This is a genomic window from Nodosilinea sp. AN01ver1 (genome assembly GCF_050565655.1).
Lineage (GTDB): Bacteria > Cyanobacteriota > Cyanobacteriia > Phormidesmidales > Phormidesmidaceae > Nodosilinea.
In genome coordinates, this window is sequence record NZ_JBNXVS010000017.1 from 89615 (window position 1) to 112383 (window position 22769).

The 22769-nt window shown below is 60.5% G+C and carries 20 protein-coding genes; 11 read left to right on the forward strand and 9 right to left on the reverse strand.

All coding sequences use genetic code 11. The annotated features are described in order from the left end of the window. The first annotated feature begins 39 nt into the window (after window positions 1-39). Genes ACQ4N7_RS14820 through ACQ4N7_RS14830 form a run of 3 tightly spaced genes read left to right on the forward strand, consistent with a single transcriptional unit; the run spans window position 40 to window position 1458 of the window. Window positions 40-378, forward strand: a complete 339-nt coding sequence (locus tag ACQ4N7_RS14820; protein ID WP_430712275.1) for a hypothetical protein — start codon at window positions 40-42, stop codon at window positions 376-378. A 39-nt stretch (window positions 379-417) separates the two neighbouring features. After that, on the forward strand, window positions 418-786 hold the full coding sequence (locus ACQ4N7_RS14825) for a hypothetical protein (protein ID WP_430712276.1): 369 nt from the start codon (window positions 418-420) through the stop codon (window positions 784-786). 30 nt (window positions 787-816) lie between these two features. After that, entirely contained in the window at window positions 817-1458 is a 642-nt protein-coding gene (locus ACQ4N7_RS14830; RefSeq protein WP_430712277.1) for a hypothetical protein, read from the forward strand. Window positions 1459-1475: 17 nt separating this feature from the next. Here the strand turns inward: ACQ4N7_RS14830 and ACQ4N7_RS14835 are convergent, their stop codons facing one another. Further along, window positions 1476-3788 carry a ComEC/Rec2 family competence protein gene (locus ACQ4N7_RS14835; protein ID WP_430712278.1) on the reverse strand — a complete coding sequence of 771 codons (2313 nt, stop codon included), beginning with the start codon at window positions 3786-3788 and terminating at the stop codon, window positions 1476-1478. 195 nt (window positions 3789-3983) lie between these two features. Between ACQ4N7_RS14835 and ACQ4N7_RS14840 the strand changes: the two genes are divergently transcribed. From ACQ4N7_RS14840 to ACQ4N7_RS14860, 5 genes are all read left to right on the forward strand, one after another. Further along, complete coding sequence (locus tag ACQ4N7_RS14840; protein ID WP_430712279.1) at window positions 3984-5402, forward strand: SPOR domain-containing protein; 1419 nt, start codon at window positions 3984-3986, stop codon at window positions 5400-5402. Window positions 5403-5501: 99 nt separating this feature from the next. Further along, window positions 5502-6200, forward strand: a complete 699-nt coding sequence (locus ACQ4N7_RS14845; protein WP_430712296.1) for a PspA/IM30 family protein — start codon at window positions 5502-5504, stop codon at window positions 6198-6200. A gap of 256 nt (window positions 6201-6456) precedes the next feature. Next, on the forward strand, window positions 6457-7752 hold the full coding sequence (gene codB, locus ACQ4N7_RS14850; protein ID WP_430712280.1) for a cytosine permease: 1296 nt from the start codon (window positions 6457-6459) through the stop codon (window positions 7750-7752). A gap of 112 nt (window positions 7753-7864) precedes the next feature. Continuing rightward, window positions 7865-9187, forward strand: a complete 1323-nt coding sequence (locus ACQ4N7_RS14855; RefSeq protein WP_430712281.1) for a phospholipase D-like domain-containing protein — start codon at window positions 7865-7867, stop codon at window positions 9185-9187. Window positions 9188-9410: 223 nt separating this feature from the next. Then, window positions 9411-9884: an N-acetyltransferase family protein gene (locus ACQ4N7_RS14860; protein WP_430712282.1), complete on the forward strand. Its 474-nt coding sequence runs from the start codon at window positions 9411-9413 to the stop codon at window positions 9882-9884. A 1-nt stretch (window position 9885) separates the two neighbouring features. Here ACQ4N7_RS14860 and ACQ4N7_RS14865 read toward each other — a convergent pair whose 3' ends face one another. The 4 genes from ACQ4N7_RS14865 to ACQ4N7_RS14880 all read right to left on the reverse strand — a co-directional run bounded on the left by ACQ4N7_RS14865 (window position 9886) and on the right by ACQ4N7_RS14880 (window position 16254). Then, a complete protein-coding gene (locus tag ACQ4N7_RS14865) occupies window positions 9886-10800 on the reverse strand; it encodes a branched-chain amino acid transaminase (protein WP_430712283.1) in 915 nt (304 codons plus the stop codon). Window positions 10801-11070: 270 nt separating this feature from the next. Then, window positions 11071-14754 carry a Yip1 family protein gene (locus ACQ4N7_RS14870; RefSeq protein ID WP_430712284.1) on the reverse strand — a complete coding sequence of 1228 codons (3684 nt, stop codon included), beginning with the start codon at window positions 14752-14754 and terminating at the stop codon, window positions 11071-11073. Further along, window positions 14747-15673 (reverse strand): PHP domain-containing protein, encoded by a 927-nt coding sequence (locus tag ACQ4N7_RS14875; RefSeq protein WP_430712285.1) that lies wholly within the window; start codon window positions 15671-15673, stop codon window positions 14747-14749. The genes ACQ4N7_RS14870 and ACQ4N7_RS14875 overlap by 8 nt, the downstream gene beginning before the upstream one ends. A 53-nt stretch (window positions 15674-15726) precedes the next feature. Further along, window positions 15727-16254, reverse strand: coding sequence for a hypothetical protein (locus tag ACQ4N7_RS14880; protein WP_430712286.1), 528 nt, complete (start codon window positions 16252-16254; stop codon window positions 15727-15729). Window positions 16255-16481: 227 nt separating this feature from the next. On the opposite strand from ACQ4N7_RS14880, the gene ACQ4N7_RS14885 reads away from it, so the two are divergent. Continuing rightward, on the forward strand, window positions 16482-17063 hold the full coding sequence (locus ACQ4N7_RS14885; RefSeq protein WP_430712287.1) for a hypothetical protein: 582 nt from the start codon (window positions 16482-16484) through the stop codon (window positions 17061-17063). Between the two features lie 254 nt (window positions 17064-17317). Then, window positions 17318-17767: a nucleoside-diphosphate kinase gene (gene ndk, locus ACQ4N7_RS14890; protein ID WP_106872266.1), complete on the forward strand. Its 450-nt coding sequence runs from the start codon at window positions 17318-17320 to the stop codon at window positions 17765-17767. Window positions 17768-18202: 435 nt separating this feature from the next. Here ndk and mtnC read toward each other — a convergent pair whose 3' ends face one another. The 3 genes from mtnC to ACQ4N7_RS14905 form a co-directional block, all read right to left on the reverse strand. Beyond that, a complete protein-coding gene (gene mtnC / locus ACQ4N7_RS14895; protein WP_430712288.1) occupies window positions 18203-18916 on the reverse strand; it encodes an acireductone synthase in 714 nt (237 codons plus the stop codon). After that, window positions 18903-19454, reverse strand: coding sequence for a 1,2-dihydroxy-3-keto-5-methylthiopentene dioxygenase (locus ACQ4N7_RS14900; RefSeq protein WP_430712289.1), 552 nt, complete (start codon window positions 19452-19454; stop codon window positions 18903-18905). The genes mtnC and ACQ4N7_RS14900 overlap by 14 nt, the downstream gene beginning before the upstream one ends. Before the next feature lie 62 nt (window positions 19455-19516). After that, entirely contained in the window at window positions 19517-20146 is a 630-nt protein-coding gene (locus tag ACQ4N7_RS14905) for a methylthioribulose 1-phosphate dehydratase (protein WP_430712297.1), read from the reverse strand. Between the two features lie 198 nt (window positions 20147-20344). Here ACQ4N7_RS14905 and ACQ4N7_RS14910 point away from each other — a divergent pair, with 198 nt between their 5' ends. Further along, complete coding sequence (locus ACQ4N7_RS14910; RefSeq protein WP_430712290.1) at window positions 20345-20743, forward strand: response regulator; 399 nt, start codon at window positions 20345-20347, stop codon at window positions 20741-20743. Between the two features lie 123 nt (window positions 20744-20866). On the opposite strand, the gene ACQ4N7_RS14915 is transcribed toward ACQ4N7_RS14910, so the two are convergent. Then, on the reverse strand, window positions 20867-22769 hold a 1903-nt coding region (locus ACQ4N7_RS14915), incomplete at its 5' end, for a hybrid sensor histidine kinase/response regulator (RefSeq protein WP_430712291.1).

The window sequence follows — 22769 nt, forward strand, 5'->3', positions numbered from 1 at the left end:
CCCCACCCTCACCCCTCTTGCCATTGCAAGGAGACAACTATGATGATTTCAACCCTGAAGGTGGGGCTAGTGGGGGCGATCGCCCTGGCCACCCTCACCCCCGCCGCGATCGCCAGCTCGGTATCGATCAATACCGACCGGGTGCAGCTCCAGGTGGGTAACGGTGGCCAGGTCTACATTCGCACCCTGGCCGACCAACCCCTAGATCTACAGCGTCCGGCGATCGCCCCCCAGGCCGACTTAACCCGACCCTTGCCCCGAGCCAGCTTTACTCCAGGCTGCATCGCGCGATCGCACAGTTCCCACGCCACCCGGTCTACCCCAGGTGGCAATGTGGTCTACAGCGAAAACCGCAGTACCACGCGGGTGTGCCAGTAGCTCCAACCCTGTTCAAACCCTCTATATCGTGCCGTAACTATGATTAAACCTCAGTACCTTCTGGGGCTCCTCTGTGCTGGGGCTCTAGGGTCGTTTGCCCCAGGGGTTTCGGCCCAATGTGTGGTTGCCGATGTGTCGATCCAGGCGGCAATTCACGGTGGCAGCAAGCCCGCTGAGCAGGTCAACGATGTCGCCATTGACGCCGAAGACGCCTGCGTAGGGAACACCAGCGTCAGCACCAACCGCCAAATTCAGGTGGGGGGCACTGGCGAAGTGCGCCAGACGCGCCAAAGCCGCCATCAGCTGCGCGGCTCTGAGCGGGCCTCCGGTTCTTCTGGGCCTACTGTCGCGGTTCCTGTCAATGTGCAGGTCGATGTCTACAACCCCGCCGAGCGCCTGCGGCGGTAGCGTCTCTGTGGGAAGGGAACCTACTCGCCCATGACGGTGTCCTGTAGCCTGGCTCAATCAGGTTATCAGTCTTTGACCGGCATGGCGGTATGCCCTAGTTTTGGCCGTGCTAACCTGGCCGAGCAACCGCTGCTATGGCTAGCCCTAGTGCGGCCTTCCCCTTTTCCTGGAGATGTCAATGTGATGAAACATCCGTCGACCCTTGGGGTCGCTCTCTTGATTTTGGTGGCGGTTACTGCCGTGGTAGGGCCTTCCTCAGCCAACGGCAACCAACCCTTTGGGGGCAACTACCAGTCCCTTAGCGCCATCTTGTCTAAGGCCAGCGCCAAGGATGTTATGGATTCGTACCAGCGCCAAACCAACACCATCACCCTCGATCGCGCCAATCTGGATGAACCCCATCTGCTGTCGGTGAGCGTGCCGGGCGGGGCCTCTCTTCAAGGCTATATCGAAATCGATGACCACACCCGCGTGCCCCTGGGCACCAGTTCAGAATTTGTCGACATCAGCCCCTACCTGAGCGAGTCGATCACTCGCGTCACCATTGTGGGCAGCTACTCGCCCGCCTCGGCTTCGGTGGCGATCGCCTTCAACGGCCCCAATACGGTGGTGCAGCAGCAGACCGGCGGCACCGGGCGCATTAACTACCAGCTCAACTTGTTGGTGCAGTAGGGGCTGGTGCAGTAGGCCTAGTCAAGCCCCGCTGCCGGGCGCTGTCGTGCGGCCAAATAGGCCCGGTAGCCCCGGCGGCGGGTCCAGGTGATGGCTCCGTCGCGCTCAGTGCAGAATACCTCAATTCCCTGCTGCTGGAGCCGGGCTTCGGTTTCAGGATCGATAGTAGGGCCAGAGGCGATCGCTACCGTGGGGGCCAACGCCGCGATCGCCGCCTCGCTCAGCGCTTCGCCGTGCCACCACAGCACCTCGCTTTGCAGACCTGGGTGAGCCTGAATCCAGGGCACCTGCTGCTCTGGGGATAGCTGGGGCAAGAGCAGCCAGCTTTGGCGATTCATCAAATCTAGCCGCAGTCCCCGCGCTCCTTCCTGCAAGTACTGTATCCGCTGCCGCCCAATGCTCTGGGTTTGGGCGGGAGTCAGCGATTGGAACTGACTCCCCAAAGGCACAGCTGCCAAAGCTGTGCTGGCCCCATAAAACTGACGAATGGGAGCTTTCTCAGCGATGGTGCGCCAGTTGTCACCGTCGCTGTCGTCGCCGTGAATGGCCCCGCTGAGCTGATTGATGCCCGCCTGCCGCAGAAAGGGCACCACGGTATAGAAAGCGGTATCGTCGGTGCCGCTATTGATGACCAAGGGCGATCGCCCGTCCTGCACCACCATCACCGCGTCGTGGCCCGCCGCCAACACCGTCACCTGAGCCAGTGTTGCCCCTCGGTAGAGCAGCGGCCCCAGGGCTAGCCCCACAATCAGCAGGGCAACCAGCCCTCGCCGCCGCACCGCGCCCCACCCCCAAATCCAGAAAAGCCCGTAGAGGCCAACCATCTGCACCAGCGAAATATGGCCAGTTGCCAGCGCGCTGCCCGGCAATCCCACCTCCCACCGCACCAGCGCAATCAGAATCTGGGTGGGCAGCCACAGGGGCCAGGCGAGTAGGCCACCCAGCCAGGGCCACACCGCCGCCGTCAGCCCGCTGGCCATGCCGCCCAGACTGATCACCATCACCAGGGGCGTGGTTACGATATTTAACAAGATGCTGTAGGTAGTGAGGGTATTGAAGTAATAGAGCGCCAGGGGAATCGTCCACAGGTAGGCGGCCAGGGGTACGGCAGCCACCGCCGCCAGGGTGGTCGGCAGCCACTCCAGCTTTTCGGCGATCGGCTGCACCGCCACCATCAGCCCCAGGGTGGCCAATACGCTGAGACGAAAGCCGATGTCGTCAATCCACATCGGGTTGAGCAGCAGCAGCAGGGTAACCGCCAACAGCAGACAGCCCAAGGGTTTAATGCTGCGCTCCAGGGCAATACCCACCAGCACGGCGGCGCCCATGACCGCAGCCCGCATGACGCTAGGCTGTACGCCGGTCAATAGCACAAACCCCACCAGCGCGGTTCCCCCGGCAATCACCTTGGTTGTGATCGGGTAGGGCAGGCGGGATGCGATCGCCCGATGGCCCACCATCGCCAGCACCACCCCCAAGATCAGCGACACCTGAAACCCGCTGGCCGCTAGCGTGTGGGCCATACCGGCCTGCATAAACATATCTTGAATGTCGTAGGGCACATTCACCGCCTGACGGCCCAGGGCCATGGCGCTGACCAAAGGCCCGACCGGGCTGCCCAACCGTTCAGCTTGGGCATGGGCAATGCGCTGCCGCAGTCGCCACAGCGCCAACCGGGGCGGCAACTGTCCCTGCTCAGGCAGAATGCGATCGCCTGCAAAGCCCGCAAAGCAGCGCTGGCTGGCTAAATACTGCCGAAAATTAAACGCATTGGGATTTTTAGGCAGGGCCGGTTCGTAGAGCTTGCCCTGCATCTGCACCCGCTGCCCCGGAAACAGGCCCTCACTTTGCTCCAGCGGCACGGTGACGTAGAGCTTGCCCCGCACCAGACTGGGGATTCCCAGGGGATTATTCTCGGCATCTAACCGGCGCACCTGGTCGGTGGCGAGCCAAAACTGCCCTCGACCATTACGAGTCAGGCGGGGCAGCGTTTGCACCTCGCCCCAGACGATTTGCTGCGCTCCGGCAGCATCCCCCTGGGTGAGCAGATGGCTGATGTCAAGGACACCAGGGGTAGGGTAGCGCAGGCCGTAGTTGAGGGCGGCCAACAGGGCGATCGCCCCCGCTACCCCCCACTGAGCCGCCGTTGGTCCCTTATACCAGCGCGGCGGCAACACCAGCGCGGCCAGGGCGGCAGCCCCCAGCGCCCCAATACCAGCTATCCCGACCCCAGCCCAGAGGCCCAGCCCCAGGTGACGCACCCAAAGACTGACCCAGAGCAGCCCCGTGCAGTATGCGCCAGCCCCCAGCAAACCCGTCAGATTACCCATATTTTTCACTGCACCCAATAGCTCTAGAAAGCCCGATCTCAGGGGCAGAATCACCGCGATCGCGGCAGGGTCGGGGGCAGTCGTCCTATCGCTTTACACACAGGCGATTTTGTTGAGTGCGTTTCGCTGTTTTTAGTTGCCAACTTTTGAGAAATCAGTAGTATTAATCATTGCCGCATCCAGGAGATGATGACTATGACGCCATTGCCCTCCGGTCTATCCACCAGGCCTGAGAGTTTTGCCCCCACAGGTGAGTCGACCTTGCGCCTGCAGCGGGCGATCGAGAGCCTCGCCCTCAACCTGGATGACGAACTGCACCGCTATCGCCAAAATCGCTCTGGCCAGGGGGCAATTCCAGCGCCAGCCCGACTGCAGCTGCGCCCCAACCGCAAACCGATCGATTTAATCGCCCTTAAAACGGCTGCCGCTGCTCCGGCGACTCCGCCACCGCCACCGCCCAACGCTCGCCTGCAAGAGCTGCTCGGGCAGGCGTCGGTGCCCAGCACCCAGGCCTACCCGCCCAAAACTACCGTTAATCAGGTGCGGCTCAGCCACGGCGGTACCCTGACGACCTATCGCCCCTCCCCCGAGGAGTATCTAGAGAGTACCGAAGCTCTGCTAGGCAGCCACCCCAGCCGCCCTCCAGCGGGCAAGGGCGGGGATGAAAATCCTCCCTCTCTCATTCGTCAGCTGACGTCTCCGCTGGGAATGGGGGCCCTGCTGCTGCTGCTGGTCGGTAGCGCCAGCTTTGGCTATTTGGTCACCTCACCGGAGGCCATCAGCCACCTGAGCGACAACCCGATTGCCCGCCGACTCAAGGGCGCTCCCGCCGATGGTACCGCCAGCGATGCCCAGTCGAACTCGGCCAGCCAGGGCGAGTCCGGCTTTAAGCCCCTTGGCCCCGACCTGTCAGAACAAGAATTTAGCTCCATTGACCTAGACGATATCAGCACCTTGCCCTCGGCCAACTCACCAACTCCCGTGCAGAACGTGCCAGTGCAAACCCAGCTTGGCGAAACCCCTGGCGCTGAGTCTGGTGCTGAAGGCGTTGGCCCTGAGGGGGCAGTCTCCGACCTTCGCGCCGCCGGAGCAGTGCCCTCTGCCCCTCGACCCGGCGTATTGACCCCCGCTGGGGGCCGATCTAACTCTGCTGTAGTGCGAGCCAACATTGTGGCGGCTCCTCGCCCTGCGGCTACCACTCAGCCTAGCGCCGTTCGCTCTGCCCCGGCCCCCTCTCGTCCTGCCCCGACGGCCCCGGCGACTCCACCCCCAGCGGTACGTGTAGCCCCTCCGGCCGCCAATGCCCAGCCCCCGCAGCCGCTGTCCCGCAATCGCGCTCCGAGCGCCCCACCTGCGGCTCCGCCCGCCGTGGCCCCTCCAGCCCCCATTACCCAGGCACCACCCCAGTCCGCACCCAACTATTACGTAGTTACCGACTACAACGGCGCTAGCTCCCTAGAGTCGGCGCGGGGGGCAGTAGGCGATGCCTACGTGCGCGATTTCTCCGGCGGCACCCGCATTCAAATGGGCGCATTTTCCCAAGAATCATCGGCCCGCAATCTGCAGCAGCAGCTAGAAAGCCAGGGGATTCCGGCCCAGGTGATCTCGCCATAAAGACACAAGTCGCTGTAGGCCTACGATGCATCGTAGGCCTACAGCGACTTGAAACCGACTGTTATGCTGAAGCAGGTTACCCTCGCTGGAGAACGATCGATGGGGCTGTTTGATCGGATATGGCGATTGCTGCGGTCTAATCTCACAAGCGCTGTCAGCCAGGCCGAAGATCCAGAAAAAGTGCTGGAGCAGGCAATGGTCGATATGCAGGCCAACCTGATTCAGCTCAGGCAGGCGGTGGCCCAGGCGATCGCCACCCAAAAACGCACCGAGCGCCAGAGTGCCCAGGCCAAATCGACGGCTCAGGAGTGGTATAACCGGGCTGAGCTAGCAATTCAAAAGGGGGAAGAAGAACTGGCTCGTCAGGCGCTTACCCGGCGGCAAACCTATCTGCAGTCGGCTCAGGCCATGGATGCTCAGCTCGACCAGCAGCGCGATGTGGTCAGCGGCCTGAAAGACAACATGCGGCGGCTGGAGGCCAAAATTTCTGACGCCCGCACCAGAAAGGATCTCTACATTGCCCGCGCTCGCTCCGCCGAAGCCTCCCAGCGGATTCAGGAAATGCTGGGGCAGACGGGTACCGGCGGCTCGATCGCTGCTTTTGAGCGCATGGAGCAGCGAGTGATGGAGCTAGAGGCCAACTCTGAAGCCCTCGAAGAACTCAGCGGCGACCCCCTGGAGCGCCAGTTTGCCGCCCTGGAGGGAGGCTCAACCACGGTAGACAACGAACTTGAGGCGATGAAAAATCGCCTGGCCGGGCAGGGCGGCAGCCAGGACCAGCTGCCACCTTCGGGCTAGACCAAGGGGGGCGGTTCACCGATTCTTTGGGCGAGGTTTCGACGATGACGGCGACTAACCCAACACCTGACCTTTGAAAACTACCTGACCTATTGCGATCGCCCACCTTTCCCAACTTGCCGCTAACCGTCAACCACATTCTGGGTTGGGCACTTTACGGCCACCGCTGACTTCCACCCAGGGGAATGTTTAATGAAATACTTTTTGCGCTTTGGCCTATCCTTACAATGCGGGCCAAAGCGCTTTTTAATACCCTATGTCTACCATCTCTGAACCGTCTCTGGGCAACCAGGGCAGCGTTAGCGAAGATTATCCCCTCAGTGCGGTGCCGTTAGGGGCCCGGCGATCGCTTCTGTCATTGGCCCCCATTTTGGTGGGGTTTACGCTCTACTCGGGCACCCTGTTTGCCGGTGGGTTAGTGGGTCCCTCTTTTCAGTTTTGGCCCAACCTGGTGGCGCTGATTGTGGTCGGCAACCTGATTTTGGGGCTGTACGCCGCCCTGCTGGGCTACATTGCGGGCGAAACCGGGCTCACAACCGTGCTAATGGCGCGCTTTAGCTTTGGCAATGTGGGCTCGCGCTGGGTCGATTTTATTCTGGGCTTTACGCAGATTGGCTGGTACGCCTGGGGTTCGGCGCTGATGGCTCAGCTGCTCAACACCCTGGCCGGGGTGCCGGAGTCGTGGAACTGGCTGATTATTCTGTTTTTTACCTACGCCTTTTGCTCGACGGCCTACTTTGGCTACACCGCTATGGACTGGCTAAGCCGGTTGGCGGTGCCCGCTATGGTGCTGCTGATGGGGCTGAGTCTGTCGGTGGCCACGCGCGATGTGGGCGGCTTTGCGGGATTGCAGGCGGCGGCGATCGCCGATCCGCTGCCCCTGAGCGCGGCGATTACGATCATTGTCGGTACCTTTGTTTCGGGGGGCACCCAGGCCACCAACTGGAGCCGGTTTGCCAAAAACGGTCGAGCGGGCTTTATCGCCACGCTGATTGCCTTCTTTTTGGGCAACGGCTTTTTGATTTTCTCAGGCGCGTTTTGCGCCAAGGTCTACGGCGAACCCGATATCGTGCAGGTGATGGCCCAGCAGGGGCTGCTGGTGGGCGGTCTGATCCTGTTCTTTTTGAACATGTGGACCACCCAGGACAACACCATCTACGCCTTTTCGATCGCCGGTTCAAACATGTTTCGCTCTAGCCGTCGCACGTTGTTTGTGCTGGGCGGGGCGACGATCGCGCTGTTCATGGCCTGGGGCGGCATTTACGAAGGGCTGGTGCAGTACCTGATTTTGCTGGGCACGTTCATTCCGCCCATCGGCGGCATTATCATGGCCGACTACTGGGTCAACCGTCGAAGTCAGTTTCCAACGCTGGAGGAACGTCAGCCTGCGTTTAACTGGGCGGGGGTAATTGCCTACGTGGTCGCCTCTGCGATCGCTTACTTTACTGGCCAGGCGGGCTGGGGCATCGTGCCCATCAACGGCATTGTCTCGGCGCTGGTGCTCTATATCCTGCTGAGCCGGGTGCTGCCGTCATCGCGATCGGCGGCGTAGTGCCTCTGAGCGCCAGGGGTTTTTGTCTCTAACGGTAGAGTCCTCGCGAGTCACCAGTGACTATGCTGAGCGTTACCGCGCTTCAGTTGACCTGCCATAGGTTTCACGGCCCATGCCCATTTCGCAAACCGAGTCCGATTCTGATGGAGAGCCTCCGCCCGTCTGGCTGTGGTGGCTGGGCGGTGTGCTGGTCATCGCCGTGCTGGCCCTGGTGGGCTACGGCTATCTACGCGGTATTTTTCGGGCAGAGGCCGATTACGCGATCGCCAACGTACCCAGTACCGACGACCCACGCTTTGCCCTCAGTATGGAAGGGCTAGCCGACTCTGCCGATACCACGGGTCGGCTGATCGGATTTTGGCACAACGTTGACGATATCTACGCGGCTCGCCTCGCCGCCATTCAGAGCGCCGATCACCTGATTCAGTACGAAACCTACTTTATGACGCCCGGTCGCCGGGCCGACGCCTTTGCCGAGGCCATTACCGATCGCGCCCTGGCCGGAATTCAGGTGCAGCTGCTGCTCGACCACCAGGGCACCAGCGATATGCCCGCCAAGTACTGGCGACGCCTGAGAAATATCGGCGTTGAAGTCCAGTTTTTTCGGCAGCCCAGCTGGCGTGCGCCGCTAGACTACAACTCGCGATCGCACCGCAAGCAGTTGATTATCGATGGGAAAAAGGTGCTGATTGGCGGTGCTGGCATCTCCGACTTCTGGGATGGCGTCGCGTTTGACCACGACACCGCCCCCTGGGCCGACTTTGAACTCGCCTACGAGGGCGAGGTGGTCAGCCTGCTGCAGGGCAAGTTTTTGCAGAACTGGGTGTACGCTGGCGGCGAGCTTGACTTAGCCAAAGGCATTCATCGAGTGCAGCGCGAGGGCAGCGTGCCGCTGTTTATTACCGATGACACCTCCAGCCTGGGTGAGTCGTCGATTCGGCTATTAATGCAGCTGGCCATGCTGTCGGCCCGGCGGCGGTTGTGGATTGGCAGCCCCTACTTTGTGCCCGACGGCAACACGGTCCGAGCCCTGATCTCCGCCCGCGAGAAAGGCGTCGATGTGCGGGTGCTCACTATGGGTAGCGCCACCGACAAACGTATCGTGCATCTGGCCAGCCGTGGGCTGTATGGCCCCCTGCTGCGGGCAGGCATCAAAATTTGTGAACACCAGCCCAGTATGCTCCACGCCAAGTTTGTGCTGGTTGACGATGACTGGGTCAGCACCGGCAGCGCCAACTTCGACCCCCGCAGCTACTTCCATAACGATGAGCTCAACATCTCAGGTATCTATCCTGAGCTAGCTGAAAAAATCGAGCAGTTCTTTCTCGACACCGTGGCCAACAGCTACTGTCTCTCCTACGCCGACTGGCAAAACCGTCCTCGCCTTGAAAAAGTTCAGGGGCATCTAGCGCTGCTGTTCAAAAATTTAATGTAGGCGCTTTAGACTCAAAAGCTCGCTCTTAGCCCATCACGCTGATCGCTAAGGACTCTACCCATGCCTATGGACTTATTCGCTTGCAAGGCCATAGTGTCAAGACTCAGGGAATTTTAAGCTGGTCAATGTAGCATCTTGTAGTGTGTCTTAAGATGCGGCTGCCCTGTGAGGCTGCCACAGCATCTTAGCGGTACTTTCCCTTGTTCAATCCTGAGTTTTAAGCATGATTCGACCAGCGATCGCGGCTGACATCGACGGCCTGACGGCCCTAGCCGAGGCAACTGGCCTATTTGGCCCAACCGAGCTGAAGGAGTTGAACATTATGCTGGCCAGCGCCTTTGATACCGGTAAAGCCAGCCAGGCTTTCTGGCTCACCGATGACGATCGCGGCCCCGTGGGCGTCGCCTACTGCGAACCCGAGCGCATGACCGACCAGACCTGGAACCTGCAGCTGATCGCCATTCACCCCGATCGCCAGGGGCAGGGGCGCGGCAAGGCCCTGCTGCACCACGTTGAGAAAACCCTGATCGATCGCGGCGGGCGCATGTTGATAGTCGAAACCGCTGGAACACCCGAATTTGAGCGCACCCGCCAGTTCTACCGCAAGTGCGGCTACGAGCAAGAAGGACGCATTCGCGACTTCTACGCCACAGGCTACGACAAAGTAACCTTTCGCAAACTGCTTCAGTCCGTCTGAGCTAGACCAAATCGATCGCAAACACCCAGTCTTTGTACGCCTCGACTCGCCCTTCGGTAATGGCGGTGAGCTGGTCGCGCAGGCGATCGGTGATGGGTCGGTGGGTAGGCAAATTGTAGGACTCGACCCGGCGCACGGGCGTAATTTTGGCCGCCGTACCGCTCAAGAACACCTCGTCGGCAATCAGCAGCTCCGACTTGTCGACCGGGCGCTCGACCACCTCAATACCCAGATCGCGGGCCACGGTAAGAATGCTGTCGCGGGTAATGCCTTCGAGAATGTCCTGCTCGTAGCCGGGGGTAATCAACTTGCCGTTGCGCACGATGAACACGTTCATGCCGGAGGCTTCGCTGACCTTGCCCTGGGAATTCATCAAAATTGACTCGTCAAAGCCCGACTCGACGGCCTCAGTTTTAGCCAGCGACGAGGTAATGTACGCCCCGCTAATCTTGCCGCGCAGGGGCAGGCTGCGGTCTTCCTGGCGATACCAGGAGCTAAAGCGGCAGGTGACGCCCTCAGGTGAGAGGTAGTCGCCCAGCTCTAGCCCATAGACAAAAAAGTTTTTCTCAACGTTGTGCAGCCGGGGCGAAATGCCCAGGTCTGAGGTGTAGACGAAGGGGCGAATGTAAAACGATTTGTCGGGGCTGTTTTTGCGCACAAAATCTTCGATCACCGCCTGAATTTTGTCGGCGGGCAGGTCATAGTTGAGCAGGCGAGCGCTGGTGCTGAGCCGCTGGCAGTGGCGATCGAGGCGAAACAGCAAGGCCCGGTTGCCCCCTGCCGGGTCGGGAATGCCCCGCAGCCCGCCAAAAGCCCCGGTGCCGTAGTGCAGGGCGTGGGTGGCGACGGAGAGTTTGGCGTCGCTAAAGTCGCAAAACTGGCCTTCAAAGTAGGCGACGGGTAAGAAATTGTGCATGGCTACGGCTGGGCTGAACACGGCATCCTACAAGGATAGACCGAATGGACAGCCTTATTGAGTTGACGAGCCGCAAATCAGCCGTCGATAGTTGACAGAGGCGATTCTACTAGCAGGGGCTTAGCTGAAATCACCAGCCCGGCATTCCTTGCGGAGACGTTGTGCGATCGCCCTCGCCACCGATCATCCTGTAGATTACGCTGCTGTGCCCAGAGGGACGTGTTTTTCGGTCGTAGAGGCTGAAAGACTTGCGCCTGTTTTGATGAAAGCCTACAGGGTGAACGGGGCCAGGGGTGAAATGTCAGGATCGTGGCCGCCAATTTGGTTGGTGCGCAGTACCCAGAGGGCGGCTCCGTGGCTTAGACAGAGCTGAGTTATGGTGTCACTAGCTTTGCGAGGCAGCATGGTGCGCCAGCTCAACAGCCCTCGCCCCAGAGTTTTAAGCGGAAAGTCAGACAGGTTACTACCCAGCGACTCTTGCTCGTCGGCCCAGTCGGCTCGGGCGCTGCCAAAGGGCAACAGCCGTTGCTGAATAGCGCGGCGCAGGGTGAGGAGCTGCTGAAACTGCCTGGCCTGGTCGGGGTTTTGGGCTTCCCAGGCTTTGAGAATGGCGCGGTGGGCCATGACCGCAGCTTCGATGTGAATGGCGCTGGCGTACATGGCCTGGTTAGAGTCCTGGGCGCAGTTGTTGGCGGGGCCCACGTAGGTGACCCCCGTGCCGTCGCCCGTGCGGTAGCGGGCCGTCATTAGCTCTAGCTCCAGGCGCAGGTCATCGAGGGCCGACCAGAGGCTGCCGCCAAAGTCAAAGGGCTGCGTGTAGGCGGGCAGCTTGATCAAAATATCCGACACGGGCCGGGTGCCCATAAAGCCCCACTGGCGATCGCCCATGTACAGCGACCAGTCGAGGGTGCCTGCCACCAGCCCGCGCCGGTTGTGGGTGTAGACCTGGTGATAGTGGATGTCGAACTGCAGCTCGTCGGCAATGGGTTCACGCACCACGGTGGCGATGCCGTAGGCAAAGTGGCCAAAGTAGATGGGGCCCTGGGCGGCGGGCTCGCGCTTCTGGCCACCAATGCCGCCGTAGACATGCACCAGCAGCGCCTGGTCACCCTCCTGCCACCGGGTTATGGCGGCGGCTTCAGCAGGGGCTTTGGGGTCAATGAGAACTGATTCGGTAGTGCCTTTTTTCTGCTCTAAGTCGCTCCACGACTCGCGGCGCAGGTGCTGCCGGCCCTGGCGGGCGTTGGTAATCAGGCGATCGGGCTGAAGCTGAAACAGCCGCCGAGGCCGCAGCGCTTTCACCACAAAGTCGCCAGCGTGGGACTGGGCACCGTAGATATACCAGCCGGTGCTGTTTTGGGGCGATCGCTCCAGCCCGGCATTGGTAAAGGGGGCTACCCCATTGTCGTCGGGCACCACCGTGGGCAGCCGCACCGTTTCGCTCAGCCCGTCAAAGGCCTGCGTAGCCGGGTTGTAGTGAACCACCCGGTAGCGCTCCAGGGCATCGTCGGCTGGGCCTAGAAACTGCACCAGAGCGGTGTAGGGGCCAGAGATTTGGACTGGCTCGTGGGCGATAGTGAGGGTGAGTGGGCGAGTGGGTGAGGCAGATGAGGCGGTGGGGGGATGAGGGGATGAGCTCTGGTTCACCATCACAAGCCCCGGCAGTTTGACGAAGATGTCGTCGATGGGGTGAGCCCCCGCCAGCGATTCGAGGGGGGTAACCAGCCGCCAGTGGTTGAGGCGGGTAGGCAAAATTAGCCCCTGGCGGTGAGACTCTTCGGCCTCGGCGCTGAAGTGAATATCGCGGGTGACAGCCTGGAACCTTTTTTTCAGATCGGTTTCACTCTGCCAGCGCAGAGGCACTCGCTGGCCCAGCCAGCCGCGGTAGGCAGGCGGCGTATGCAGCAGCTCCAGCCACACCCCATCGAGGTGGGGGCGCTGTTCGGACTCGGGCAGCACCAGTCGCCCCACCCAGTCACCTACCGGACGGTACCAGGGGGCGGGCAGGGCTTGCTGTACCGGGTAGTAGCTGGGGTGATTAAAGGCCGCGCTCTGAAAGTGGTAGTAGTTGCCCAGCTTAACCACCTGAATTTTTTGAATATCCAGGTGCTGGCGCAGATCGCCCACCAGAATATCGAGGGTGAGATCGAGGGTTTGCTGCAGGTGGCTGCGGCCATCGGGCAAAATCGCCTGGTCGTCGAGTACGCCCCCTGGCGTCTGGTGGCCCACGGGTCCCAGGTTCACAAAGGTAATTTTGCCCTTGCGCTTGGCCCGGTTCCAGTAGGAGAGCGGCACGGCCTTCCAGCGGCGGGGAAACATGACTGGCCCCAGGCGCTCGACCGGGTCTTTGGTGCCCACCAGGTGATAGATTTGCTCGGCCTCGGTGGCGCGCCCGCTGCCGCTGATCACTCCCGCCAGCGAAATGACCTCAATCGGGGCCCCCAGCGCCTGCTTCAGAAAGGGCAAAATACCCAGGGCGATCTGCCCGCCGCCGCTGTAGCCAATCAGCGTCAGGGGAATGCCGCCCGCAGTGGGGTACCCGGCCTGCACCAGACTTTCGTAGACCCGCTGGGCAACTCCCTGGTTGTAAATGGGGCCAAAGCGCTGGTCGGCAGACACCGCCACAATCAAAATATTGCGCAGGTTGATCACCAGGCCCACCCAGGGGCCAAGGCGCTTGGTCAACGACTCAATGCCGCGCCAAAAGAAGGCCAGGGGTCGGTCCTGGGTCAGCGATCGGTTCAGTACCGAGTAGGGAATTAGCCCTTTGACCAGGGCAATGTTGGTGGGTAGGCGGTGGCTCAGCTCGTCGAGGTAGCGGGCGACGGCGGGCTGATAGTCGGCAGTGGCCTGGTTAATGCCGTCGAGGTAGACGATGAATCGGCGGGGGGCAGCGTGGTCATTCCCCGGTTCATCTCCCCCCTGGGGGCCGAGGGTGTTGACCCCGTCGCCGTACCAGCCGGCCCACCAGCCCAGAGCTTCTAGGGGGGCCAGCATGGCGGCAACCACCAGAGCGATCGCGCCAATCCAGAGTAAATCAGCCAGCCAGCGAGCCGTCCGGCTCTGCGCCTGCCAGGGGGTTAGCATCGATCGCAGGGGCTCCAGGCTCAGGGCTACCAGCAGGGCCAGCAGAGCCAGCCCCAGATAAATCCACAGCAGGTTTAGCCGCCGCGATCGCCGCTGAGCCAGCTCCTCTAAAGCTCCGGGTGACAACGGCTGGGCCGCGATCGCCTCAGCAGAACCGGGTATGGTCGGGGCTGCGATCGCCTCCGGCAGCTGATCTTGATCCACTACCTCTGTGGGCTCCAACCCCAGAGAATGCGCCGCGATTAGAGTCTGGAGGCGATCGCGGTTGACCACCAGCTTGACCCCAGCCGTGCGATTGGTGAGCCATCGTCCCAGGTTAACAACGGGCTGCCCCACGGTCTGCTGCAGCACCAGCAGCACAACCCAGCCCAGCGCCACGTGGTTCACGGCCTGAATGGCGGTGAGGTTGGCCAGCACCGCAAAGCCGACCACCACCGCCAGCAGATTCCACACCTGCAGCAGCCGCAGTACCGGCACCCCCAGATAGGGCATGGCCCCAAAAAAGCTAAATACCAGCGGCAGGTAGCTAAAGGCCAGGCTGTCGGTCACCGCCTGCCACGGAATAGCCTGATCCAAAAACCAGCGGCTGGCCAGCCAAATGCTGAGCGCCCAAAAGAGATAGCCCGCCACAAACAGCAGCGCCGCCAGCACCAGACTCAGCCCAAACCGCAGCGGTTTCACCCGGTTGACAAATAAAATAATGCTCTGGGCCACCGCCTGCGACAGCCCGGCCACAAACACCACCGCCAGCGCCAGGGGGTCAACCGTGTCGGTCGGAAACTGGCGCAGGGCCAAAAACGCCTCGGAGTCGAGGGTTAAAATTCCCGCTAGCGCCCGACCCAGGGTGTCGAACGTCAGGTCATTCATGGTGAGACAGACCTGTTGCCAAACCAGCGGCGGCCTGCTTCAGCGGCTCTAGCAGCGCCAGGGGAAGGTGCAGGTGGTTGAGCCTGATCTGGGTATCGGTTTGTTTTTTAGACGGCTGCCTGGCGCTGGAGCCGCCCTTACCTGACGGTTTGGCCGAGGCTTTGGTCGAAGCTTTTTGCTCTGGGGGGCCGTGATAGTCGCTGCCGCCGGTCATCAGCAGGCCGTAGCGGTGGCAGTAGTCCTCTAGCCGCCGCACATCGCTGGGGCTGTGGTGGGGATGGTACACCTCGACGCCCATCAGCCCGGCCTCCACGAGCTGAGGCATGAGCGCGTCTACGGTTGACCCTTTGAACAGGCAGGGGTGCGCCCACACCGGCACCGCTCCACAGTCTCGCAGCAGCTGAATGCCCTCGGCCGCCGAAAATTTTTCGTACTGCACGTAGGCCGGGCCGCGATCGCCCAGCCAGCGGTCAAAGGCTTCGCGCTTGGTAGCCGCGTGGCCAGCTTTGACCAGCGCCGTCGCCAGGTGGGGGCGACCCGGAGCCATACTGCCCGGCATGGCGGGCAGCTCAATGGGGTAGCCCAGTTCAGCTAGTTTTGCGGCCATTTGCTGAGCGCGGCGGCGGCGACCTTCGATCCGTTCGCTCAGGGGCGGTTCTAGCAGGGCGCGGCTGGGGTAAAAGCCCAAAATGTGCAGCGATCGCCCGTTTTCTACCGTACTCAGCTCGACCCCCGGCACCACTTCCAGCTCGCTGCCCGACACGTCTTGTGAGGCTTTGAGAGCCTCATCCCACCCCGCGAGGGTGTCGTGGTCGGTAATCGCTAGCGCCTTTACCCCGGCGGCGATCGCCGCCGCCACCAGTTCTGTGGGGGTCAGCGTGCCGTCTGAAAAGGTGGTGTGGCTGTGCAGGTCAAGCATTGCGGTAGCGCTAGGCGTCGGGGTATGTCTTTATATTGTGCCGTATGGCCCACCTACGCCGTGGCCCTGGTCTGACCATTCGCCTCACCAATGGCTCCGTCAATCGCCTGCTCGACCAGAGCCTTTGCCTTGTCGTCAAGGGTGAGCCAGTTGATTTCGCCGTCGGGGTCGAGCAGAGCTGGGTCAACGGTGACGGGCTGGTCGGGCCGATAATCGCTAAAGCACACCGCAAAACACAGCTCCCACACGTCGAGGGTAGCGGTTCGAGGCTCCTCGGCTGCGTCATCACCCTGGGTGAGCCGCAGTTCGTAGCCGGGTACCGGGGCGGGCAGCTGGCTGAGCTGCTGACGAATCGCATCTGCTTCTGCTGGGGAAGATCCCTCCAGCTGAGCGGCCAGATCGCGGACCTGCTGCCGCTGGGCGGCGGTGGTGTCTCCCGGCCAGCGCACCTGCTCCAGGTAGTCGCTGCGCCAGTCGAGGGTCTCGGTGTGCTTGCGAATATTGTCGACCACGCGAATCAGGCAGGGCTGCATCAGCTGAGCGGCCAGGGTTTCGTCGGTGGGGGTGGCAAAGGTCAGCATGGGAATGGCTGTGGCAGCATAGGGAGAAACACCAGGGCGGCTCTGCCCCGGCTTGCTCTAAACAGACTGGACTGCCAGAACTATTTACCAGAACCGGCGATCAGTCCAGGGCAATTGGACGTGACAGCATTTTAGCTGACCCCACGCTGCCCCGGTGGCTAAAATCAAATGCCACACTACTGTGCGGCCCCCTTTGCTCTCTATCAACATCAACTTTTGAGGACGGTATGCCCCTGCGGCCCTTCCACAGCTCCGGTGCCGGGCTTGAATATCGCCTGCTGCTGGCCCTAATTATGGCCGGGGCCGCCCTGGTCACGGTACTGCTGATTCAGCTCTTGCTGCCCTGGCTTGTGGTCGGCGGGCTGGTGGGTGGTGCCGTCTGGTACTGGCGACGGCGGCAGGCGCGAGAAAAGGCTTTGCACCGGGTGTTTTATGCCCAAATTGCCGCCCACCAGGGCCGCCTGAGCGTGCTCGACTTTGCGATCGCTGCCCAGATCACTGGCCGCGAGGCCCGCCAGTTTCTCGATCAGCGCGCCGAGGAGTTTTGGGGCGACTTTGAGCCTACCCCCGCCGGAGACGTGCTCTATACCTTTCGCTCGCCAAATACAGCGGCGGTTGAGGTCGCGCCCCTAGCGCTCTCGCTAACCGCCGCCGACCTGGCCCAGCGGCTGGGCTGCACCGTTGCCGATGTGACCAACCACCACAGCCAGCCCCAGTTTGGGCCTTGGAGCCGCGATCGCGACCCCGACGGCTGCGGCTGGCGGTATGATGCCGAGCGCGATCGCTACTGGCCTGATCTTAATGCCTAGGGCGTGCCGTCAATTCTGGCCAAAAACCCTTTAATATCAGCCGTGCCACGCCCGACCAACCAAAACAGGCTAGAGGCTGTAACCGTTAATTTTGGTACCTTCAAAGGCCGATTGACGACAGCCCCTAGGGCTCAAACCATAAATCTTTGGCTAAATCCTTTACAAAGTGGCCACCGTTTCCCAGCATAGAAAAGGTCTTTAAACCACAGACGCTTTCGCAACCAACCCTTTCACCGCATTAGGAACAGGTATCTATGGAACGCACTTTTTTAATGATCAAGCCCGACGGTGTTCAGCGCGGCCTGATCAGCAACATCATTGGCCGGTTTGAGACCAAGGGGTTTACCCTGGTCGGCATGAAGTTTATGGCCGTTTCTCGCGAACTGGCCGAAAAGCACTACGACGTACACCGCGAGCGCCCCTTCTTCGCCGGGCTGGTTGATTTCATTACCTCTGGCCCGGTCGTGGCCATGGTGTGGGAAGGCGAGGGCGTGATTGCCTCCGCCCGCAAAATCATCGGCGCTACCAAGCCCCTAGAAGCTGAACCCGGCACCATTCGTGGCGACCTGGGCGTCACCGTGGGCCGCAACATCATCCACGGCTCTGACGCGCCCGAAACCGCCCAGGCCGAGATTGCCCTGTGGTTTAGCGACAGCGAACTGGTGAGCTGGGAACCCGCCGCCAAGGGCTGGCTCTACGAGTAGTCAACTCAACCCTGACTTAGAGTGGTCAGGCTTAAAACATCGCAGTGTCCCTTTCAGACATTGCGATGTTTTGTTTTCTAAGCCCCTATCGAGTTCTGGTTGCAAGCCGGTCTTATCCCAATTATCCATGCCGTTAGTGCGGCACCCCCAACAATGAATAGCCATAGCCGTTCCCTTTCTCCCTACAGGAGACGCTAGCGCGTTGGCGAAGCCTGTCCACAGGACAAACGACTCCGCTCACGGAACGGGCTTTCTCCCTTCGGGAGACGTTTCACGAACGACTCCGCTCAGCCCTCGGTTATGTTCAGGGCAAGTTAAAGCATATTGAACCGCATAACCCTGGTTCTAAACAGTGGGCTTGCGTAGGGGCATAGGCGCAGCTAAGTCAAAGGCTTTACGGTGGCTAGCCGGGAATTAGCCAGCGGGAATTCAGTATCAGGCTTCGCTAAAGGCGATCGGCAGTTCTCCAAAATGCTTTATGGTCTGCAAATCGGGCTCAAAATCGGGCGTGCCGGGGCGCTGTACCGCGCACACTCGCCAACCGGCCTGTCGCGCTGCCGCCAGCTCACCGGGATGATCCGACAAAAACAGCAGCTCTTGAGGAGATAGTCCTAGAGCTTCGGCAATTTTTTGATAAGAATCGGGGTCTACTTTAGCGCCAGTGGTGGTGTCGAAATAGCCGCTAAAGCAGGGGGTGAGGTCGCCCACAATGGTGTTGGCAAACAGCAGCTTTTGGGCTGCGATCGAACCCGACGAATAGATATAGAGCGGCACCCCCCGCCGATGCCACTCCTGAATGTGGGCGGCGGCATCGTCATAGATGTGGCTGTAGTAGGCCTTGGTGCGGTAGCCCTCATCCCAAATCATGCCCTGCAGCGCTTTGAGCGGGGTCACTTTTTGGTCGGCCCTGGCCCAGGCCAGCAGCTGAGCAATGCAGTCGTCAATAGACAGATCCTCGTTGCCTACCTCGGCGCGCACCTGGGCCAAGATAGACTGCCCCTCAGCCGTTGGGGTTAGATCGGCCATAAAGGCCTCTAGCCGCGCTTCGGCATAGGGAAACAGGGTGTTTTTGACGAAGGCGATGTCGGTGGTGGTGCCTTCAATATCGAGGACGATCGCCCCCAGGGGCTGCTGATCAAGCAAAGGCATGGTAGTCGGGGTATCCCTTGGCAATGGGGCTGTCGGTAAAGTGGGCCACCCAACCCTCGGGGTTGCAGAACAGGCGAATGGCGGCAAACTGCGGGGCCTCGCCCATGTCAAACCAGTGGGGGGTGTTGGCGGGTACGCCAATCAGGTCTCCGGCGGTGCAGAGGGTGGCGTAAATTTTGTCGTTCAGGTGCAGGTAAAAGACGGCCTGTCCCTCGACAAAAAAACGCACCTCGTCTTCTTTGTGGATATGCTCATCGAGAAATTTCTGCCGTAGCTCGGTTTTTTGCGGATGCTCCGGGTGCATGCGAATGACATCGGCGGTGATATAGCCGCTCTCGGCCTTGAGGCGATCGATATCTTTAGCGTAGGCATCCAGAATTGCTTCGGGTTCAGCGTCCTGGGGCAGGGGCGACTGGGTTTGCCACTGCTCAAAGCGCACGCCAACTCGGGACAGGGTAGATGCGATCGCCTCGGCATCCCGATATTCGTCCAGCAGCGTCGCGCCATCCTGGTCGCTAAAAATGCGGAGTAGGGTCATCAGTTGTCCTTTAGGTCAGAGGGTGGTTTAGAGAATTGGCTATGTCTCTAAGTTTAAAGGGGCTAACCAAGTTTTTGGCTAAGTAACAGGTCTTGAAGGGCGCAGCTAACCAGCACCTCTAGCGCTTCGGTCGCCATCCGGGCCTGGGGCACCGTCGCCCCCCAGCTGTATAGCCCGTGGCCCGCGATAATATATCCCACCGGAGCCGTTACGGCCTTGAGTCGAGCCAGTACTTCCTCGCTCAGGGTCACCATATCCTGGCTGTTGGCCACAATCGGCACGGCAACCTCTACCTCGTGGGTGGTAATGCTCGGCAAAGCCTTGAGCAATTCGTAGTTGGTCAAGACCAGGCTGTCGTGGCCTCGACCCAGCAGCCAGCGCGATAGGCTGACGCAGTTGATCGAGTGGGTGTGCAGCACGGCCCCCACTTCTGGATAAGTCTGATACAGGCTGGTGTGCAGCAGCGTCTCTGCTGAAGACCGCTTGCCGGGGCTGAGGGGCTGGCCCTGCAGGTCGACTGTCATAATGTCGTCTGGGGTGAGCTGGCCTTTGTCACGCCCCGACACGGTAATGGCGATCGCCCCGTCGCTCAGGCGGGCTGAATAATTGCCGCTGGTGGCCGGTGCCCAGCCCTGGCTGGCCAAAAAGCGCCCTGCCTCCGCTAGCGATCGCGCGATCGCATCAAACTCCATGCTCAACCGATCCTTTCCAATTCTGCAGAGTCAGCACTATAACACCAAAGCTTTCACGATAAAGGGTGTGGCGGCTGGGGAATGTTGAGATACCTAGCTGAATATTGGGGCATTAAGTATAAGTACGTTATGAAAAGGTGGACTTTTTGGGCATAACTATAGTAAGCGCCCGTATTGACCCCGAGAGGTTGTTTAACTATGTCTACCTGTGTCGCCACAAAGCAAACGGTTTTATCGGTAGATGACAGCTTGATTAGCCAGCAGATGATAAAACGAGCTTTAGATACTAGCTATCGGGTGCTTTTGGCCGACAATGCGGTGGATGCCCTCTCCGTTATTTACCAAGAAGCGGTTGAAGCGCTGCTGCTCGATATTTCTATGCCCGGTATTGATGGCTTTGAGCTGTGCCGCACCGTACGCAGCCTGCCCCGGTTTAAGAACCTGCCCATTGTTATGGTCACCTCCCGCGACACCGAGGCCGACCGCCAAGAGGCCCGTATGGCCGGGGCCTCTGGCTACCTTACCAAGCCCTGCGAACCCGAGCGGCTCAAGGCCGTTATGGGTCGCCTGCTGCCGCAATCCTTAGAAGAAAACTAACGGTCCATAGAGCTTAATTTCGGAGATTCACTATTTGAAACGCTTGGTTGGGGCATTGCAGTGCAATGCCCCGACTTTTAGATCTGTTCCAATCCGATGGACGTTTGCTATATAAGCTCCAACTCAGCTGAGAATCAACCGATTCAGCGTTTCAAACAGCAGATCTTGGGTAAAGCTGCCCTTGGGAATGTAGGCATTGGCCCCAGCCTCAGCGCCGCGGCGGCGATCGTCATCGCTGGCTAAGGTCGTCACCAGCACCACCGGCATCTCGTTGTATTCTCGGTGCTGACGAATGCGCTGGGTTAGCCCCAGCCCGTCGAGATTGGGCATTTGTACGTCTGAGACAACGGCATCGAAGGGCCGTGACTGAAGCTTTTTAAAGCCGTCCAGGCCGTCTACAGCGGTAACCACCTCATAACCCGCCGATTCAAGAATGCGCTTCTCCTGAGTGCGGGTCGCGATCGAGTCTTCGACCAGTAAAATGCGCTTGGGCTGGGGCTCGCTGGGTAAGCTAGCCGTCGTCAGACCCTCCTGGGGCAGTGCTGAAGCCCCAGCCCAGTGGCGCACTGCCGATATCAAATCTTGAGGGTTGAGCACCAGGCACACGTTGCCAGTACCTAAAATGGTGGCCCCAGAAATGTATCGCACCCGCTTGAGCAGCTGGCTCTGGGGCTTGAGCACCACATCTTGCTCGTCGATCAGGGCATCGACAAAAATGCCTAGCCGGTCCTGACCTATCTGTAGAATAATGCAGGAAAGCCGCTGTCGCGCCCGACGGGAATGAGCTTCAGGAGCGCTTTTGCCCAAGCTCTCTGCTGGTTTAGGCAAATCTAGCAGGTCAGACAGCCACACGACCGAGATGGGGTTGTCTTCGTAGACAATGGTGCTGTGGCCTTCGAGGCTAAAAATATCGCTGGTTTGTACCAGACAGGTGGTGCGCACAAATTCTACGGGTAGCGCGAAGGTTTGGCCGCTCGCGGCCACCAGCAGCACATGGACGGTCGCCAGAGTGGTGCCGAGCCGCACGCGGAGGGTACAGCCCTGCCCCGGCGTAGACTCTACCTCAATGGTGCCTTTCAGCCGCTCAACATTGGTGCGCAGCACGTCTAGCCCCACGCCACGACCCGAGATCTCGGTCACCCTGGTGCGAGTTGAGAAGCCGGGTTTAAGAATCAGCGATCGAATTTGACTAGGCGACAGTAGCTCTAGTTCCTCAGGGCGGTATAGCCCTCGCCGCACGGCGGTTTGTTTGATCGAATCGAGGTCGAGCCCTCGCCCGTCGTCGCTAACTTCCAGCACAATGCTCGTGGCGGTTCGAGCGCCGCGCAGGGTAATGGTGGCAACCTCAGGCTTACCCTGTCGCCGCCGCTCCTCAGGGGGTTCAACGCCGTGGTCAATGGCATTGAGAATCATGTGCAGCAGGGGGTCTTTCATGTCTTCGAGAATGCGCTTGTCGGCGCGGGTGTCACCGCCCTCAATGACGAACTCTACCTGTTTGCCCTCCTGGCGAGCTAAATCGCGCACCAGTCGGGGAAATAGATTAAAAATGGTCGACAGCGGCAGCAAGCGCAGGGTGCGAATGCTCTCCTCGAGGCGGCCTGTGATTCGCTCTAGGCGATCGGTGTCGGCGTGAAGGGTGCTGCTGAACCGAGCGGCCAGGGTGCCTAGCTGTTCTAGCCGCTGCTCGGCGCGATGGTGGAAGCTTTCGAGCTGTGGCCACACGGGTTTGCCCTGCTGCGCCTCGTGGAATAGAAAGCGATTGACCAGCAGATCGCGGCTCCATTCTTCCCACAGGTTGGTGATAGCGTCGATCTCTGTCAAACGGTGAGCGATGCGGGTTTTGGCTACCGTTAGCTCACCGCTGTCGTTCATCAGCAGATCGAGGTTGTGAGTAGGCACCCGGATCGTGTCGATGCGGTAGTTAGAGGTTTCGGCGAGGAGAGTGTCGGGGTTGGCGGTGAGGGAGCATGAGGCAGGTGATGCGGCAGGTGAGGGGGATGGAGTGAGGGGGGCAGGTGAGGTGGGG